The sequence below is a fragment of the Aquitalea sp. FG25 genome (assembly GCF_057809375.1).
In genome coordinates this window covers 372,014-388,403 of record NZ_JBMDJV010000001.1, presented here as the reverse complement: position 1 = coordinate 388,403, position 16,390 = coordinate 372,014, and the positions used below count along the sequence as shown (strand labels likewise).

At 57.5% G+C, this 16,390-nt stretch carries 13 protein-coding genes; 3 read left to right on the top strand and 10 right to left on the bottom strand.

Annotation, left to right across the window (positions count from 1 at the left end):
* The first annotated feature begins 28 nt into the window (after window positions 1–28).
* A complete protein-coding gene (locus tag ACODR9_RS01740) occupies window positions 29–259 on the top strand; it encodes a hypothetical protein (protein ID WP_488807280.1) in 231 nt (76 codons plus the stop codon).
* 411 nt (window positions 260–670) lie between these two features.
* On the opposite strand, the gene ACODR9_RS01735 is transcribed toward ACODR9_RS01740, so the two are convergent.
* The 7 genes from ACODR9_RS01735 to rluD all read right to left on the bottom strand — a co-directional run bounded on the left by ACODR9_RS01735 (window position 671) and on the right by rluD (window position 9,565).
* Window positions 671–1,774, bottom strand: coding sequence for a hypothetical protein (locus tag ACODR9_RS01735; RefSeq protein WP_488807279.1), 1,104 nt, complete (start codon window positions 1,772–1,774; stop codon window positions 671–673).
* 485 nt (window positions 1,775–2,259) lie between these two features.
* Complete coding sequence (locus ACODR9_RS01730; protein ID WP_488807278.1) at window positions 2,260–3,339, bottom strand: ribonucleotide-diphosphate reductase subunit beta; 1,080 nt, start codon at window positions 3,337–3,339, stop codon at window positions 2,260–2,262.
* A gap of 18 nt (window positions 3,340–3,357) precedes the next feature.
* Window positions 3,358–3,630 carry a hypothetical protein gene (locus tag ACODR9_RS01725; protein ID WP_488807277.1) on the bottom strand — a complete coding sequence of 91 codons (273 nt, stop codon included), beginning with the start codon at window positions 3,628–3,630 and terminating at the stop codon, window positions 3,358–3,360.
* Window positions 3,631–3,705: 75 nt separating this feature from the next.
* Window positions 3,706–4,098, bottom strand: coding sequence for a DUF6841 family protein (locus tag ACODR9_RS01720; RefSeq protein WP_488807276.1), 393 nt, complete (start codon window positions 4,096–4,098; stop codon window positions 3,706–3,708).
* A 259-nt stretch (window positions 4,099–4,357) separates the two neighbouring features.
* The gene (locus ACODR9_RS01715; RefSeq protein WP_488807275.1) at window positions 4,358–7,231 is read right to left on the bottom strand and encodes a ribonucleoside-diphosphate reductase subunit alpha; all 2,874 of its coding nucleotides are present in this window, start codon (window positions 7,229–7,231) and stop codon (window positions 4,358–4,360) included.
* Between the two features lie 485 nt (window positions 7,232–7,716).
* On the bottom strand, window positions 7,717–8,472 hold the full coding sequence (gene pgeF, locus ACODR9_RS01710; RefSeq protein ID WP_488807274.1) for a peptidoglycan editing factor PgeF: 756 nt from the start codon (window positions 8,470–8,472) through the stop codon (window positions 7,717–7,719).
* On the bottom strand, window positions 8,459–9,565 hold the full coding sequence (rluD, locus tag ACODR9_RS01705; RefSeq protein WP_488807273.1) for a 23S rRNA pseudouridine(1911/1915/1917) synthase RluD: 1,107 nt from the start codon (window positions 9,563–9,565) through the stop codon (window positions 8,459–8,461). Before rluD ends, pgeF begins: the two co-directional genes overlap by 14 nt.
* On the opposite strand from rluD, the gene ACODR9_RS01700 reads away from it, so the two are divergent.
* A complete protein-coding gene (locus tag ACODR9_RS01700; protein ID WP_488807272.1) occupies window positions 9,564–10,355 on the top strand; it encodes an outer membrane protein assembly factor BamD in 792 nt (263 codons plus the stop codon). The two genes, rluD and ACODR9_RS01700, sit on opposite strands and share 2 nt — an antisense overlap.
* An 88-nt stretch (window positions 10,356–10,443) precedes the next feature.
* On the opposite strand, the gene ACODR9_RS01695 is transcribed toward ACODR9_RS01700, so the two are convergent.
* On the bottom strand, window positions 10,444–10,782 hold the full coding sequence (locus ACODR9_RS01695) for a P-II family nitrogen regulator (protein ID WP_045846995.1): 339 nt from the start codon (window positions 10,780–10,782) through the stop codon (window positions 10,444–10,446).
* A gap of 147 nt (window positions 10,783–10,929) precedes the next feature.
* Between ACODR9_RS01695 and purL the strand changes: the two genes are divergently transcribed.
* Window positions 10,930–14,889: a phosphoribosylformylglycinamidine synthase gene (gene purL, locus ACODR9_RS01690; protein ID WP_488807271.1), complete on the top strand. Its 3,960-nt coding sequence runs from the start codon at window positions 10,930–10,932 to the stop codon at window positions 14,887–14,889.
* A gap of 101 nt (window positions 14,890–14,990) precedes the next feature.
* On the opposite strand, the gene ACODR9_RS01685 is transcribed toward purL, so the two are convergent.
* Together ACODR9_RS01685 and ACODR9_RS01680 are read right to left on the bottom strand one after the other, a co-directional pair.
* Window positions 14,991–15,428 carry a cytidine deaminase gene (locus ACODR9_RS01685; RefSeq protein WP_488807270.1) on the bottom strand — a complete coding sequence of 146 codons (438 nt, stop codon included), beginning with the start codon at window positions 15,426–15,428 and terminating at the stop codon, window positions 14,991–14,993.
* A 54-nt stretch (window positions 15,429–15,482) separates the two neighbouring features.
* On the bottom strand, window positions 15,483–16,388 hold the full coding sequence (locus ACODR9_RS01680) for a LysR family transcriptional regulator ArgP (RefSeq protein ID WP_488807269.1): 906 nt from the start codon (window positions 16,386–16,388) through the stop codon (window positions 15,483–15,485).
* Window positions 16,389–16,390 lie beyond the last annotated feature (2 nt).

The window sequence follows — 16,390 nt, the reverse complement described above, 5'->3', positions numbered from 1 at the left end:
TTGTGGGGCCTAGTGTGAGGCTCTCGAAGTGTCTAGGAAAGAAGGGGCGATTCAAAGTCCATTCGACGATTTGTGCGATAGCGCTGGCATTCCAGAAGACAAACGTGACAAAATTTTCTGCGAATTGGTGAAAGGCGGTGTTTACCCTGGTGAAGCTGCTTATACAACCCGCCACGGGGCGCAGAACGCCATTGCAAACACGATTCGAAAAATTGAAGAAAAATTAGTCGCCGTCGGATACCCTATTAAACGAGGATAATTTAGGCTTGTCGGCGCGATGCGTCACCGAGCTTTCAGGCTACACCCAGTGTCGAATTTGCTGTCACGGCGATCCGGCATCAATCCTTCGCGCTTGTGACGCTGCGCGCTACCGCTCATGACGATAAAGCACCCTGCCGTAGGGAGCCGGCGCAGGATTTCTATGTCGTGGCTTGCTGCGGCAGGTTGTACCAACGCGTGTCACCTTCGACGATAGCGGTTAAGCGCAACCACGTCACGAAGGACAGGTCACGTACACGTCGCCTGACATTGCTATGGAACATCCGCACTACCTGCCTGCTCCCCAACAATACGTCGGGGGAAGTGACCTGTCGATAGGGATAGCATCGCCCTCCTGCTAGGTGGATTTTTCCTCGTTTTCAAGTCTCCCGCTTGCGGGGAACAGTAAACACTATTTATCGGCCAAATACTGAACCCTGCCTTTTATCTCCTCAATTAAGAATTTCAAAACAGTTTTGAAGCTCTTTCCAGCATCGACGAGAGTGGATTTCCTTGTCTTTGCAAAAAACACCCCATCCACGAAAAAAAATAAGGTCTCCCCATCTTCGCTAACGAAGCCATTGGTTTTGTCAATACCAATAATTCCTCCAATCTCCCATTGTTGCTCCAAGGGGCATGACTGATAATTTCCATTGATGGATTTAAATTCCAGGTTGGATTTTATTTCATTGAAATCAGTTTCTGAAATTTCCCTCAAGAAGCCATCCTTAATGAATATTGATTTATAGTTTTCTATTTCAAAGAATGAGTAGATTCTTTTTTCATTAGGGTCTTTGAATTCCTCTATTCGTTGCATTACGTAAGGGATCGCGTTGTGTTTAAGGCAATTATTTAAATCGATGTAAATGCTAAACTTTATCCCGGAGCTTTTGCAAGGGTTGCAATAAAGAAATTCCATGTAGTGATGATATTCCATTATCGCACTGCAAAATTCCAGACTACTTTCATGGGGATCAAAAACCAACGAAGCTCTTTTGCTCCCTAAAACACCGTATTCACAAAGTGTTTTTGATATAGCATCTGATAGATAGCCAATCCAATAATAATAACGATTGACATCTTCTGCCTTAATGTCGCACTCTGCCAACAATCTCTCTTCGAATCTTTTATGAAAAATATCTAGCGAATATTTTTCTTTTTCTTCTTTTGTTAAGCGACTGCTTTCTATTAATAATTTTTTCCCAATGGAGCGGTATTGAACTTTCTTTATTTTATCTGCACCCACCCCTATTTTAATCATGCAATAAATACAGTAATAATCTATCAGTGATGCCATTGAGTTCAGAATTGCATCACCCAATGCCTGATTTAGAATATTAAGGTTTTTGTCATTGTCCGGTTGGCCGGGACGAAGGAAACATTCAGTGCACCGGTTGTGTATTTGCTCTTTTTGAGTTACTAGGGCATGGATGCCATCTATTTTATTTAATATGTCTGATTTTATTTTTTCAGAGAGATAAAATTTTTCCATTTTTCCATTTTTCCATTTTTCCATTTTTCCTTCTCGGAATGGATGTGTGGTTTTGTTTTGGCACAAATCAGGTGAATAAGGAATTCATCTATCAAAGACTTGTCTGTTTCAATAAGTGGGTGATTCGTAGGCTCAGATGCATTACCTCCCTTTTCATAAGGATGGTGTGCATCAAGTTACTGAATTAGGGTGCTTTGGATAAATTTTCAACCCATTGACATAATGGCATGCGCCATGCATGTCGGCGGATGCCGAGATAAGGCGGCTTGCTTGTAAGTAGCTGCCAATGCAATGAGACATGGCATGCGGCTGCATTGGTCGACAAGCCGAAGTCTGCGTTCTTACCGGGATGTAGCTGTTTTATGGACGGCTACCGCCCCTGAACATGACAAAGGCCCTGCAGATACAGGGCCTTTTCTTTGAGCAAAGCAAGATTTCATGCTTTGAATATCGGAAATTTCAAACTTTGGCTACAAAATTTCAAGCTTTCCGATTTCTGACAAGTTAAATCAATCCCAGCTCAACGCCCCGCCAGTCTGATACTCCGTCACGCGGGTCTCAAAGAAGTTCTTCTCCTTCTTCAAGTCAATCATCTCGCTCATCCACGGGAAGGGGTTGTTCACACCCGGGAACAACTGATCCAGGCCAATCTGCTGCATGCGACGGTTGGCGATGAAGCGCAGGTATTCCTTGAACATGCTGGCGTTCAGGCCCAGCACGCCACGCGGCATGGTGTCTTCGGCGTAGGCGTATTCCAGTTCCACGGCTTGTTTGAACAGCTCGACGATTTCGGCCTTGAAGCTTTCGGTCCACAGCTGTGGGTTTTCCAGCTTGATGGTGTTGATCAGGTCGATGCCGAAATTGCAGTGGCTGGATTCGTCACGCAGGATGTACTGGTACTGCTCGGCTGCGCCGGTCATTTTGTTTTGACGGCCCAGTGCCAGGATTTGTACAAAGCCGACGTAGAAGAACAGGCCTTCCATGATGCAGGCAAACACAATCAGCGAGCACAGCAGTTTCTGGTCGGTTTCCAGGGTGCCGGTTTTGAAGGCCGGGTCGCACAGTACGTCGATAAACGGAATCAGGAATTCGTCCTTGTCACGGATGGATTTGATTTCGTTGTAGGCGTTGAATACTTCGCCTTCGTCCAGGCCCAGGCTTTCCACGATGTATTGGTAGGCGTGGGTGTGGATGGCTTCGTCAAAGGCCTGACGCAGCAGGTATTGGCGGCATTCCGGGCTGGTGATCTGGCGATAGGTGCCCAGCACGATGTTGTTGGCAGCCAGGCTGTCGGCGGTAACAAAGAAGCCCAGGTTGCGCTTGACGATGCGCATTTCGTCTTCGGACAGTTGGCCGGTTTTCCATTGTTCGATGTCGCGCTGCATGTTTACTTCTTGCGGCATCCAGTGGTTGGCGCATTGGGCGAGGTATTTCTCCCAGGCCCATTTGTGTTTGAACGGTACCAGCTGGTTGACGTCGGTGGTGCCGTTGATGACTTTCTTGTCCACGGCGTTAACGCGGCCTGCGTTGTTGCTGTCGGTGGGGGCTACGGCCGGTTTTTGTGCCGGGGTGTCGTCAAAGCTCAACATGTATTGGATTCTCCGTGTTTATTTGCCGGCCACGCCCATGGGGGTGGTCAGCTGGATGGTTTGGCCCGCGCCCGGCATGCGGTGCATGCTGGTTTCTGCGGCGGGCTGGCATGGGGGCTGTTCCAGCAGCATGGCGCTTTGGCGCATGATGCGGATGGCAGTGCGGGGCGTGGCCGGTGTATCTCGCAGCGCGAGCGGCAGGTCTACCAGTACCAGGCCCAGCTTGCGAAAGCGGTCTTGCTCCGGGTGCTGCGCTGCACGGCTGGCGGTGCAGAATAGGGTGGTGCTCATGCCTGTCTCCCCGTTGCTGTTGCGGTTTGCTTCCGAAGCCGGCTGTGGCCAACCGGCTTGAGAAGCTTGTGCGGCTTAGTGGGCTTGTTGCCCGTGTTCTTCAAATTGCGCCAGGCCGTAAATGCGCCATTCGCGGTTTTCCCGTATCAGGTGATAGGCGGTGGAGAACACCCACGGCTCGCCCTGATGGCGTTGTGCTGTCCAGCGCACCTTGACGGTGGCCAGGTCGTTGCCAAAGGGCAGTACTTCAGTAATGTGGCAGTTGGCGCTGCTTACACCCTGGACGCGGTAATACTCCAATATGCCCACGGTGGCCTGGTAGAGCGCTTCGGTTTCATTGCTGCCGAAGGTGGCGATCTGGCCATGGTGTACCGCAGTAAACGGGCGGGTGAACATGGCGTAGACCGCACGCGCATCCAGGGCCGCGTAGGCCTGGCTGTAGCGGTTGAAAAATTCCTGAAGTGTCATATGCATCTCTGATTGTTTACGCCTTATCGGCTGTTTCAGATAAGGGCTGGCCATGCCGGCTGCGCCTTTGTTTGCTTTTACACTTCCCCATTCGGAAACCGCCTGCGGGCAAGCGGTTTGGAAATGGGCTGACCGGGTGAGCGGTCAGCTATTTGCGGTTGTGTTGCTGGCAGTCTTCGCCAGCTTTTCAAGCTGCCCTGTCGTGGGACGACAGGGGTCCGGGTTGTCGCTTCGCGTCAATCCATCCTGCTCGCTTGCCTTACTGGCAAGCTTCGCAGTCTGGGTTGTCAATGCTGCAGAACTTGGCGTCGGTGGCCGGGGTGTTGTCCACTTCGGCTGCCGGTGCGCTTTGTTCGGCGGCGGCGTTGTAAGCCGGGTTCAGGCCACTGGCCACTGCGTTCAGCTCGCCGCCCTTGCCGGTGGATTTCTCGGCACTGGAGGCTGCCAGGGTGCGCAGGTAGTAGGTGGTCTTCACGCCGCGAATCCACGCCAGCTTGTACAGGTCGTCCAGCTTTTTGCCTGATGCACCGGCCATGTACAGGTTGAGCGACTGGGCTTGGTCGATCCATTTCTGGCGGCGGGATGCGGCTTCCACCAGCCATTTCGGGTCGATTTCAAACGCGGTGGCGTAGATGGCTTTCAGCTCGGCCGGAATGCGGTCGATGCGGCCCAGGCTGCCGTCAAAGTACTTGAGGTCGGCCACCATCACTTCGTCCCACAGGCCGGCTTTTTTCAGGTCGCGCACCAGGTATTCGTTGGTAACGGTGAATTCGCCGGACAGGTTGGATTTGACGAACAGGTTCTGGTAGGTCGGCTCGATGCTGGCAGACACGCCAATGATGTTGGCGATGGTGGCAGTCGGGGCGATGGCCAGGGTGTTGGAGTTGCGCATGCCGTGTTGCTTGATGCGTTCACGCAGGGCGTTCCAGTCCAGGCGTTCGGTGCGGTCCATTTCCAGATAGCCGCCGCGTTCGGCTGCCAGCAGGTTGATGCTGTCTTGCGGCAGCAGGCCACGGTCCCACAGGCTGCCCTTGTACGACGGGTAGCGGCCACGTTCTTCGGCCAGTTCGGTGCCAGCCCAGTAGGCGTGGTAGGCCACCAGCTCCATGGCTTCGTCGGCAAATTCCACGGCTTCCTGCGAGGCGTACGGTACGCGCTTCATGTGCAGGCAGTCCTGGAAGCCCATGATGCCCATGCCCACCGGACGGTGTTTCAGGTTGGAATTGCGCGCCTTCTTCACCGGGTAGAAGTTGATGTCGATCACGTTGTCCAGCATGCGCAGGGCGATGCGGATGGTGCGTTGCAGCTTGTCGGCATCCAGCTTGCCATCGGCACCCATGTGGGCGGCCAGGTTGACCGAGCCCAGGTTGCACACCGCGATTTCGTCGTCGTTGGTGTTGAGGGTGATTTCGGTGCACAGGTTGGAGCTGTGTACCACGCCCATGTGCTGCTGCGGGCTGCGGATGTTGCACGGGTCCTTGAAGGTAACCCACGGGTGACCGGTTTCAAACAGCATGGTCAGCATCTTGCGCCACAGGCTGAGGGCCGGAATGCGCTTGTACACCTTCATTTCGCCGCGTTCGCCCATGGCTTCGTAGTGCTGATAGCGCTTTTCGAAGGCAGAGCCGTACAGATCGTGCAGATCCGGCACTTCCGACGGCGAGAACAGGCTCCATTCCGCGCCTTCCATCACGCGCTTCATGAACAGGTCCGGAATCCAGTTGGCGGTGTTCATGTCGTGGGTGCGGCGGCGGTCGTCGCCGGTGTTCTTGCGCAGCTCCAGAAACTCTTCCACGTCGGCGTGCCAGGTTTCCAGGTAGGCACATACCGCGCCCTTGCGCTTGCCGCCCTGGTTTACCGCCACGGCGGTGTCGTTTACCACTTTCAGGAAGGGAACAATACCTTGCGACTTGCCGTTGGTGCCCTTGATGTGGCTGCCCATGGCGCGCACCGGGGTCCAGTCGTTGCCCAGGCCGCCAGCAAACTTGGACAGCAGGGCGTTTTCTTTCAGGCCTTCGTAAATGCCATCCAGATCGTCGGCAATGGTGGTCAGGTAGCAGCTGGACAGCTGGCTGCGACGGGTGCCGGAGTTAAACAGCGTCGGGGTGGACGACATGAAGTCGAAGCTGGACAGTACGTTGTAGAACTCGATGGCGCGGGCTTCGCGGTTCACTTCGTTCAGTGCCAGGCCCATGGCCACACGCATGTAGAAAGCCTGCGGCATTTCAATGCGGGTGCCGTCGATGTGCAGGAAGTAGCGGTCAAACAGGGTTTGCAGGCCCAGGTAGCCAAACTTCAGGTCGCGCTTGGCGTCCAGTGCGGCACCCAGTTTTTTCAGGTCGAACTCGGCCAGACGTTCGTCCAGCAGTTCGGCTTGAATGCCTTTTTTGATGAATTGCGGGAAGTATTCCGCATAGCGCTCGGCCATTTCTTCCTGGCTGACCGATTCATCCAGAATTTCCAGACGGATGCTGTCCATCAGCAGGCGGGCGGTAACGTAGTCGTAGGCCGGGTCCTGCTCAATCATGGAGCGGGCAGCCAGAATGGCCGATTTATTGACTTCGTCCAGCGGCACGCCGTCGTAAATGTTTTTCAGGGTTTCCGACAGGATGGCGTCGATGTCGATGCCAGCCAGACCCTGGGCGGCGGATTCAATGCCGGCGCGCAGGCGGGCAATGTCCAGCGGCTGCTTGCGGCCATCCTTGCGGATGACGTTGATTTGAATCTGGGTCAGTGCCTCGCCACGGGCAGCGCGTTCTTGCGAACGTTGTTCGCGGTACAGCACGTAGGCGCGGGCCACGTCGTGTTCGCCAAAGCGCATCAGGCTCAGTTCTACCTGGTCCTGAATGTCTTCAATGTGAATGGCGCCGCCTTCCGGTTTGCGACGCATCAGGGCGTTGACCACCAGTTCGGTCAGCTGGGCTACCTTGTCACGAATGCTGGCGGAGGTGGCGCCTTGATGCCCCATCACGGCCAGGAATGCCTTGGTCATGGCGATGGAGATCTTGACCGGCTCGAAAGCCACGACGGCACCATTACGGCGAATGGTCTTGTAGTGGCTGAAGTCGGCCTGGGGGGCGGCGGCACGGCCGAGCTCGGCGGCAGTTTGCCCTTCAAAGGTGGTCAGTTGCATGGGGCCCTCTTTGGGTGGTTTGCGTCTTGGCCGATGTGGCCGGCAGGCGGCTGGACATGGGCTGTGGACAAGTCTGTTGAAAAGCTGTGTGTGCCTTGTGAATAAACACAATATATATGTTTGTACTGCACAGAAGACGCAAATTCTAGTGTTCTGTGCGCGATGGGGCAAGTCTTGACAGTGCGCCGGAAAATGTGAAATCCACGCCAGATAAGGCTTGCAGAGGCATAGGATTTTTTTGAGGCAGGGCTGCCTGCATTTGGTGCGGGCAATAAACCCTGCAAAGACAAGCTTTTGGCTGCTGATGCAGGGACGCCACAATATTTGGTATTTGGCTTTTGTTGCGCAGCCGCTACGCCTTTGGCATGAAAAATTAATGACACTTCATCTTTTTCAGCCGCGCCTTGCGCCGGGCAGGGTGGTAATCAGCACAAAAAACGGCAGCCGACACCATGCGGTGTGGGCTGCCGTGGATAGGTGATGGCTTAGTCTTGCGGCTGTAGCCAGATCAGGCTGGCCATGCGCCCGGTTACCTTGTCACGGCGGTAGGAGAAGAAGCGCTCGCGGTCGATGACGGTGCAGAAATCGCCACCAAATACCCGGTCAACCCCCAGCGTTGCCAGGCGCTGGCGCGCTAGCAGATAGATATCGGCCAGGTATTTGTCTTCGCCAATGGCAACGAAAGCGTGGTCGGCGGCGGGGTCGGCTGCCATAAAGGCGGCGCGCACTTCTGCGCCCACTTCGAAGGCATCCGGGCCAATGGCCGGGCCTAGCCAGGCCATCAGGCTGGCGGGGTCTGCGCCGGTGGCGGCCACGCTGGCTTCCAGCACGCCGTCGCATAGCCCGCGCCAGCCGGCATGGGCGGCGGCAACAACCGTGCCTTCATCATTGCATAGCAGTACCGGCAGGCAGTCTGCCGTCATTACCACGCAGACCTTGCCAGGCTGGTTGGCAACGCTGGCATCGGCATCCAGCAGGCTGTCGCCCACTTCGGCGGCATTCACCACATGGGTGCCATGCACCTGGTTCAGCCAGGCCGGTTCGCTTGGCAGCTGGGTGCGCAGCAGCTCGCGGTTGGTGGCAACAGCCTCGGCATCATCCCCGACATGGGTGCCAAGGTTGAAGCTGTTGAATGGCGGCAAGCTGCAGCCACCCTGGCGGGTGGTGATGAGGGTGCGCACATTGGCCGGTGCAGGCCAGTCGGCCTGCAGCCAATGGCTGGCGGGATCAGTCACGGACATAGATCACCTCGATGTCGCCATCGTCGTCGTCATCTTCATCTTCTTCGTCCCACTCTTCGCCGTCTTCCTCCTGGATGGCGGCTGCCTGCTCCATGCGCTCGCCAGCTTCACCGCGCAGGGTGTTGAGCAGATGCATGAAGTCCTCCGGCATGGGGGCCTGCCAGCTGCGCTCCTCACCGGTGCCGGGGTGTACCAGCGCCAGCTTGTAGGCATGCAGCGCCTGGCGGCCCAGCAGCCTGACCGCGTCGGCCACGTACTCGTCCATTTTGTGGCGCGGGTTGCCGTATACGGCGTCTCCGGCCAGCGGATGGCGGGCTTCTTTCATGTGGACGCGAATCTGGTGGGTGCGGCCGGTTTCCAGCTTGCATTCAACATAGGAATGGCTGTCAAAGCGCTCCAGCACCCGTACATGGGTGATGGCCGGTTTGCCGCCAAACTTCAGCACCGCCATTTTCAGACGGTTGTGCGGGTCGCGGCCAATCTGGGTGCTGATGGTGCCGTCAAACGGCACCACGCCATCAGCAATCGCACGGTAGATGCGTTTTACCGTACGCGCCTGCAGTTGGCGTACCAGTTCGGTCTGGGCCGGGATGGTTTTGGCCACCACCATCAGGCCACTGGTGTCCTTGTCCAGCCGATGCACGATGCCTGAGCGCGGCACGTGGGCCAGGGCAGGGCAGTGGTGCAGCAGGCCGTTGAGCAAGGTGCCAGTCCAGTTGCCGCTGGCCGGATGCACCACCAGGCCGGCCGGTTTATTGACCACCAGGATGTGTTCATCTTCGTAAACAATGGGCAAATCCATGGCTTCAGGATGGAAAGCCATTTCTTCATTTGACTGAACAATGGTAACGTCCAGCTTTTCGCCACCCAGCAGTCGGGTTTTCGGGGGGACGACTTTACCGTCCACCAGTACATGGCCATCCTTGATCCATTGGGTCAGGCGGCTGCGGGAGTAATCGGGGAGGAGTTTGGCAAGAGCTGCATCCAGGCGTTCGCTACCCATGGATAGCGGAACCTCCAGCTGTTGTCGAGCAGATACCTCGTTTTCCGAGATATCGCTATAATCCTCCGAGTCAAAGTAAGGATCGGTCATGAAAAGATACGTTGTAGCAGCAATGTTGGTGATGGGGCTTGCCGGTTGTGCAACCACGGAAACCTACGACGAAACGCGCGGCTGGACCGTGGAAAAGCTCTACTCGGAAGCTCGGGATGAACTGAACAGCGGTAATTATACCCGTGCTGTCAAGCTGTACGAAACGCTGGAAGCGCGCTACCCCTATGGCCGCTATGCCCAGCAGGCCGAAATGGACCTGGCCTATACCCATTACAAGGATAACGAGCCGGAGCAAGCCATTGCCGCTGCCGACCGCTTCATCAAGCTGCATCCGGCCCACCCTAATGTGGACTACGTGTACTACCTGAAGGGTTTGGTCTACTACAACGACGATCAGGGCATGCTGTCCAAGTGGGCCGGTCAGGACATGAGCGAGCGCGATCCGAAAGCCGCCCGCGAATCCTTCCTTGCCTTCCGCGAGCTGACCACGCGCTTCCCGAACAGCAAGTATAGTGCGGATGCGCTGGAAAAGATGAATCGTCTGGTGGATGCACTGGGTGGCGGCGAAATGCACGTGGCGCGTTACTACATGAAGCGCGGTGCTTACCTGGCAGCAGCCAACCGTGCGCAGAACGTGGTGAAGGAATACTCCAATACCAAGTATCCGGAAGAAGCACTGGCGCTGATGTCGGCAGCCTACGACAAGCTGGGCATGACGCAGCTTGGTGGCGACGCCAAGCGCGTGCTGGCGCTGAACTATCCCAACAGCAAATATCTGGCGCAGCCGTGGCAAGTGGAAGAAATGCCGTGGTGGAAGGTGTGGAAGTAATCGACTCGCCACGATTGAGTGCAAAAAAGGCCGCATAAGCGGCCTTTTTCATGCAGCTGGCAGCAGGCGGGATGCGGCCAGCTGTTGATCAGATGGCGTCTTCGTTGGTTTCACCGGTACGGATGCGCACTACCTGCTCGACGGCGGTGACAAAGATCTTGCCGTCACCAATCTTGCCGGTACGGGCAGCCGCCACGATGGCTTCGATAGCGCGGTCTACCAGGTCGTCAGCCAGAATCACTTCCACCTTTACCTTGGGCAGGAAATCAACCACGTATTCTGCGCCGCGATACAGCTCGGTGTGGCCTTTCTGGCGGCCAAAACCCTTGACCTCGGTGACGGTCAGGCCGTTGATGCCAAGGTCGGACAGGGCCTCGCGCACCTCGTCCAGCTTGAAGGGTTTGATCACGGCTTCGATTTTTTTCATGCTCAGGTGCTCCTTGCGGTGACTTTATTGTTCCGTAAATGCGCTGTGGACGATTGATAGCCCGACATTCGCCGCAGAATGGCCTTAATGTATGGCCTGTTTTGCTGTATTATGACGCGCTTTCCTGATACTTGTCGCGAGTGTTGCATGTCGACCATTCTCAAGCTGCGGGGCGGTGCCGCCCTGTCCCAGTTTCGTCTTGAAAAACTTCTCGCTGCCGCCAAAGAAGCCGGCCTGCCCGAGATTAGCCTGAAAGCCGAATTCTGGCATTTTGCCGAGAGCGAAAGCGAACTCTCGACCGAACAGCAAGGCATTCTGGGCAAGCTGCTCAACTACGGCGAGGCTCCGTATGCCGAAGTGCCGCAGGGCGAATTGTTCCTGGTGACGCCACGACTGGGTACGCTGTCTCCCTGGGCCTCCAAGGCTACCGATATTGCCCGTCACTGCGGGCTGGAACAAGTGCTGCGGATCGAGCGCGGCACCGCTTACTGGGTAAGCACCGCCGGTGTATCTTTAAGTGAAGAGGCTCGTCAGATTCTGGCGGGCCTCTTGCACGATCGCATGACCGAAACCGTTTTGCCAGCGCTGGATGATGCTGACAAGCTGTTCGTGCACATGGACCCGCAGCCGCTGACCAGCGTGGATATCCTGGCTGGCGGTCGTGCCGCACTGGAAGAGGCCAACCGCGCGCTGGGCCTGGCGCTGTCCGAAGACGAAATCGTCTACCTGGTGGAAAACTTCACCCGCATGGGCCGCAACCCCACCGACGTTGAGCTGATGATGTTTGCCCAGGCCAACTCGGAACATTGCCGTCACAAGATTTTCAATGCGCAGTTCGTGATTGATGGCGTAGAGCAGGGCAAGTCCTTGTTCCGCATGATTCGTGACACGCACGATGCTCATCCGGAAGGCACGCTGATGGCCTACAAGGATAATGCCTCGGTGATTGAAGGTGCCTTCATCGACCGCTTCTATCCGGCACCGGAATCGGCTGAGTACGGCTTCACCACCGAGCCCACCGACATCCTGATGAAGGTGGAAACCCACAACCACCCGACCGCCATTTCCCCGTTCCCGGGTGCGTCCACCGGCTCCGGTGGCGAAATCCGCGACGAAGGCGCTACCGGTCGTGGTTCGCGCCCCAAGGCCGGCCTGACCGGCTTTACCGTATCCAACCTGAACATTCCGGGCTTTGTGCAGCCGTGGGAAGTGTACAGCGAAGACAAAGCCGAATACGGCCGTCCGGGCCGCATTGCCTCCGCCCTGCAAATCATGCTGGATGGGCCGATTGGCGGCGCTGCCTTCAATAACGAATTTGGCCGTCCTAACCTGACCGGCTACTTCCGTACCTTTGAAGAAGTTGTCGATGGCGAAGTGCGCGGCTACCACAAGCCGATCATGATTGCCGGTGGTCTGGGCAGCATTCAGCAGCAACAGATTCACAAGAACGAAATCCCGGAAGGCGCGTTGCTGATCCAGCTGGGTGGCCCCAGCCTGCTGATCGGCCTGGGTGGTGGCGCGGCGTCCTCGATGGATACCGGTGCCAACAGCGAAAACCTGGACTTCGACTCGGTACAGCGCGGCAACCCGGAAATCGAACGCCGCTGCCAGGAAGTGATTGACCGTTGCTGGCAGTACGGCAGCAACAACCCCATCGTGTCGATTCACGACGTGGGTGCCGGTGGTCTGTCCAATGCCTTCCCGGAACTGGTGAACGACGCCGGTCGCGGTGCCATCTTCCACCTGCGCAAGGTGCATCTGGAAGAAAAGGGCATGACCCCGATGCAGATCTGGTCCAACGAATCGCAAGAGCGTTACGTGCTGGCCATCCTGCCGCAGGATCTGGAACGTTTCACCGCCATTTGCGAACGCGAGCGCTGCCCGTTTGCCGTATTGGGCGTGGCTACCGATGACGGCCACCTGCAAGTACGCGACGACCACTTCAATAACAATCCGGTGGACATGCCGCTGGAAGTGTTGCTGGGCAAGCCGCCGCGCATGACCCGCGACGTGAAGACCGTGCCGCTGGAATTCCGCGTATTCGATGCCTCGCGCTTCCCGCTGAAGGAAACCGCCTACCGCGTGCTGCGTAATCCGGCCGTGGCTGACAAGTCCTTCCTGATCACCATCGGCGACCGTTCGGTAGGCGGCATGACCGCCCGCGACCAGATGGTTGGCCCGTGGCAGGTGCCGGTGGCCGACGTAGCCGTCACCACCATGGGCTTTAACAGCCATCGTGGCGAAGCCATGGCCATGGGCGAGCGCACCCCGACCGCCTTGTTCAATGCTGCTGCATCCGGCCGCATGGCTATTGGTGAATCGCTCACCAATATTGCCGCCAGCTTTGTCAGCCACATCGGCAATATCAAGCTGTCCGCCAACTGGATGGCCGCTGCCGGTCACCCGGGTGAAGAAGCCCGCCTGTACCAAACCGTGGAAGCGGTATCGCAGCTGAGCCAGGATCTGGGCGTCAGCATTCCGGTGGGCAAGGACTCGCTGTCGATGAAAACCGTGTGGGAAGAACAGGGCGAGAAGAAGTCGGTGACTGCACCGGTTTCGCTGATCGTAACCGCCTTCTCGCCGGTGGAAGACGTACGCAAGACGGTAACCCCGCAACTGCGTGACGAAAAAGACACCGACATCATTCTGGTGGACCTGGGTTATGGTCGCTGCCGTCTGGGCGGCTCCATCTATGGCCAGGTATGGAAGGCGATGGAAGGCCGTGCGCCGGACGTGGAAAGCCCGGCCCAACTGGCTGCCTTCTTCAATACCGTGCAAAGCCTGCTGCGTGACGACATGCTGCTGGCCTATCACGACCGTTCCGATGGCGGCTTGTTTGCCACTCTGGCGGAAATGATGTTTGCCGGCCATGTGGGCCTGACGGTTGATCTGCAGGAACTGGTGATCGAACGCAAGAACACCCAACGCTTCATCGATGACTTTGTACAGCCGACAGTCGAAGCCGCCACCCATGGCCGCATCATGCGTGTGCTGTTCAATGAAGAACTGGGTGCCGTCCTGCAGGTGAAGAAGGCGCACACGTCCGAAGTGATTTCCCGCTTCATGGCTGCTGGCATTGGCCGCGAGCTGTTTGTGCTGGGCAAGATCAACAACAAGGACCGCCTGATCATCAATCATCATGGCGAAGAGCTGTTCAACGAAAGCCGTATCGATCTGCACAAGGCGTGGAGCGAAACCAGCTACCGCCTGCAGCGCATGCGCGACAACCCGGCCTGCGCCGACAGCGAGCACCTGCTGCTGTCTGACGCCAAGGCCCTGGGCCTGTCGGCCAAGCTGTCCTTCGATACCGAAGAAAACCCGGCAGCACCGTTCATTGCTACCGGCGCGCGTCCGCGCATGGCCATCCTGCGTGAGCAGGGTGTGAATGGCCAGCTGGAAATGGGTGCTGCTTTTGATCGCGCCGGTTTCCAGGCGGTTGACGTGCACATGAGCGACATCATCAGCGGGCGCGTTTCGCTGGCAGACTTCAAGGGCCTGGCGGCCTGCGGTGGCTTCAGCTATGGCGACGTGCTGGGTGCTGGTGAAGGCTGGGCCAAGAGCGTGTTGTTCAACCCGCGTGCCCGCGAGCAGTTTGAAGCCTTCTTCCAGCGCGGTGATACCTTCGCGCTGGGCGTGTGCAATGGCTGCCAGATGATGTCCAATCTGTCCGGCATCATTCCGGGTGCCCAGCACTGGCCGAAGTTCCAGCGCAACGCCTCCGAGCAGTTTGAAGCGCGCTTCACCATGGTGGAAGTCACCGAATCGCCATCCATCTTCCTGGCCGACATGGTGGGCAGCCAGCTGCCGGTCGTGGTCAGCCACGGTGAAGGCCGTGCGGTGTTTGCGCCGGGTGCGCAGGATGGCGTGATTACCGCGCTGCGCTATGTGGACTTCAACGGCAAGCCGACCGAAACCTATCCGCTGAACCCGAACGGCTCTCCGGCAGGTATTACCGGTGTCACCACCGCCGATGGTCGCTTTACCATCATGATGCCGCACCCGGAACGTGTATTCCGTACCGTGCAAAACAGCTGGCATCCGGAAGGTTGGGGCGAAAACGGTGCCTGGTTCCGCATGTTTGCCTCGGCACGCCGCTGGGTGGGTTAAGCAGACTGCGCTACACAGCGCAAAACAAAACGGAAGCCTGAGGGCTTCCGTTTTTTTATGTACCCAGCACAGCTGGCCGGTAGTACTGGCACCGGCGGCAACTAGCTGTCGCTGCTGGCATCACTCAGGTTTTTCGGGCCAAAAGCGTGGGGCAGCAAAACATCCAGCGTAGTGTCGATGCGTTCACTGCCATCGCAGATGCAGCGTACCAGCATGCCGGGGCCAAATTCGTTTAGCACCTGACGACACGCGCCGCAGGGCGAAGTCGGGGTGGCGGTGGGGGTGTAGACGCAGACCGCCACAATCTCCTGCAGCGCGTGCAGTACCCGTGCGGAATAGATGGCAGTGCGCTCGGCGCAGTTGGTCAGGCCATAGCTGGCGTTTTCCACATTGCAGCCGGGGTGTATCAGGCCCTTGTCATCCAGAATGGCGGCACCAACGGCAAAGCGGCTATACGGGACATAGGCCTGAGTGGCTGCGGCGCGGGCTGCTTGTTCGAGCGCGGCCCACTGGGCCGGGGTGGGAGTGTGCTGCGGCATGTTTTCTGAATCCTGAAGCAGGGCGCGTGATCTTGCTCTTGCGGCTGACAGCTGTCAACGCTCGGGCCGTTGCTGGCGCAACACCTGCCGCGCCCAGTTGAGCAGGGCGGCACTCAGGTCTGCGGCCAGTGAGGACTCCACTCGCCAGTGATGCCAATACAGCGGCAGGTCGACATACTGCCCGGGTAGCAAATCCTGCAAGCGGCCACTTTCCAGGTCATCGTCTATCATCAGCTCCGGCAGCAGGCTGTAAGCCAGCCCCAGCCGGGTTGCCTGCACGAAGCCCTGCGGCGTGGGCAGGGTGAGATGGGGTGTGCTGCCGTCATAGCTGGCTACCTGGCGCAGAAACTGGCTGTGCAGATCGTCCTTGCCGCTGAAAATGATGGCCGGTGCTTGCGCCAGGGCCGCGTGGGTAAACCCATCGGCAAAATAGCGGGCGGCAAAGTCTGGCGTGGCCAGACACAGATAGCGCATGCAGCCGAGAAAATGGCACTCGCCACCCTGTATCGGCGTGTCGCGGGTGCCGATACAGCCAGCCACATGGCCACTGCGCATCAGCTCGTGCGTATAGTCCTGATCATCCATCATCACGTCAAACAGCAAGCGGCGGCGCTGCATGAGTTCTTGCACGGCGGGCAGAAACCAGGTGGCCAGGCTGTCGGCATTCACACCGACAGACAGCGTGGTGAAGTCGCTTTGCTCTCCATCCGGCAGCAGGGTATTGAGCAGTTCGCCTTCCATCAGGCTGAGCTGACGGAAGTGTTGCAGCAGCAGGCGGCCTGCTGTGGTGGGGGCCGGTGGGCTGGTGCGGGTGAGCACTGGTTGCCCCAGGTGCTCTTCCAGCTGGCGTATGCGCTGGGAAATGGCCGACTGGGTCAAAAACAGCTTGCGTGCCGCCTTGTCGAAGCCGCCGCTGTCCACCACGGCAGACAGGGCTTCCAGTTGTTTCGGGTCGAGCACGG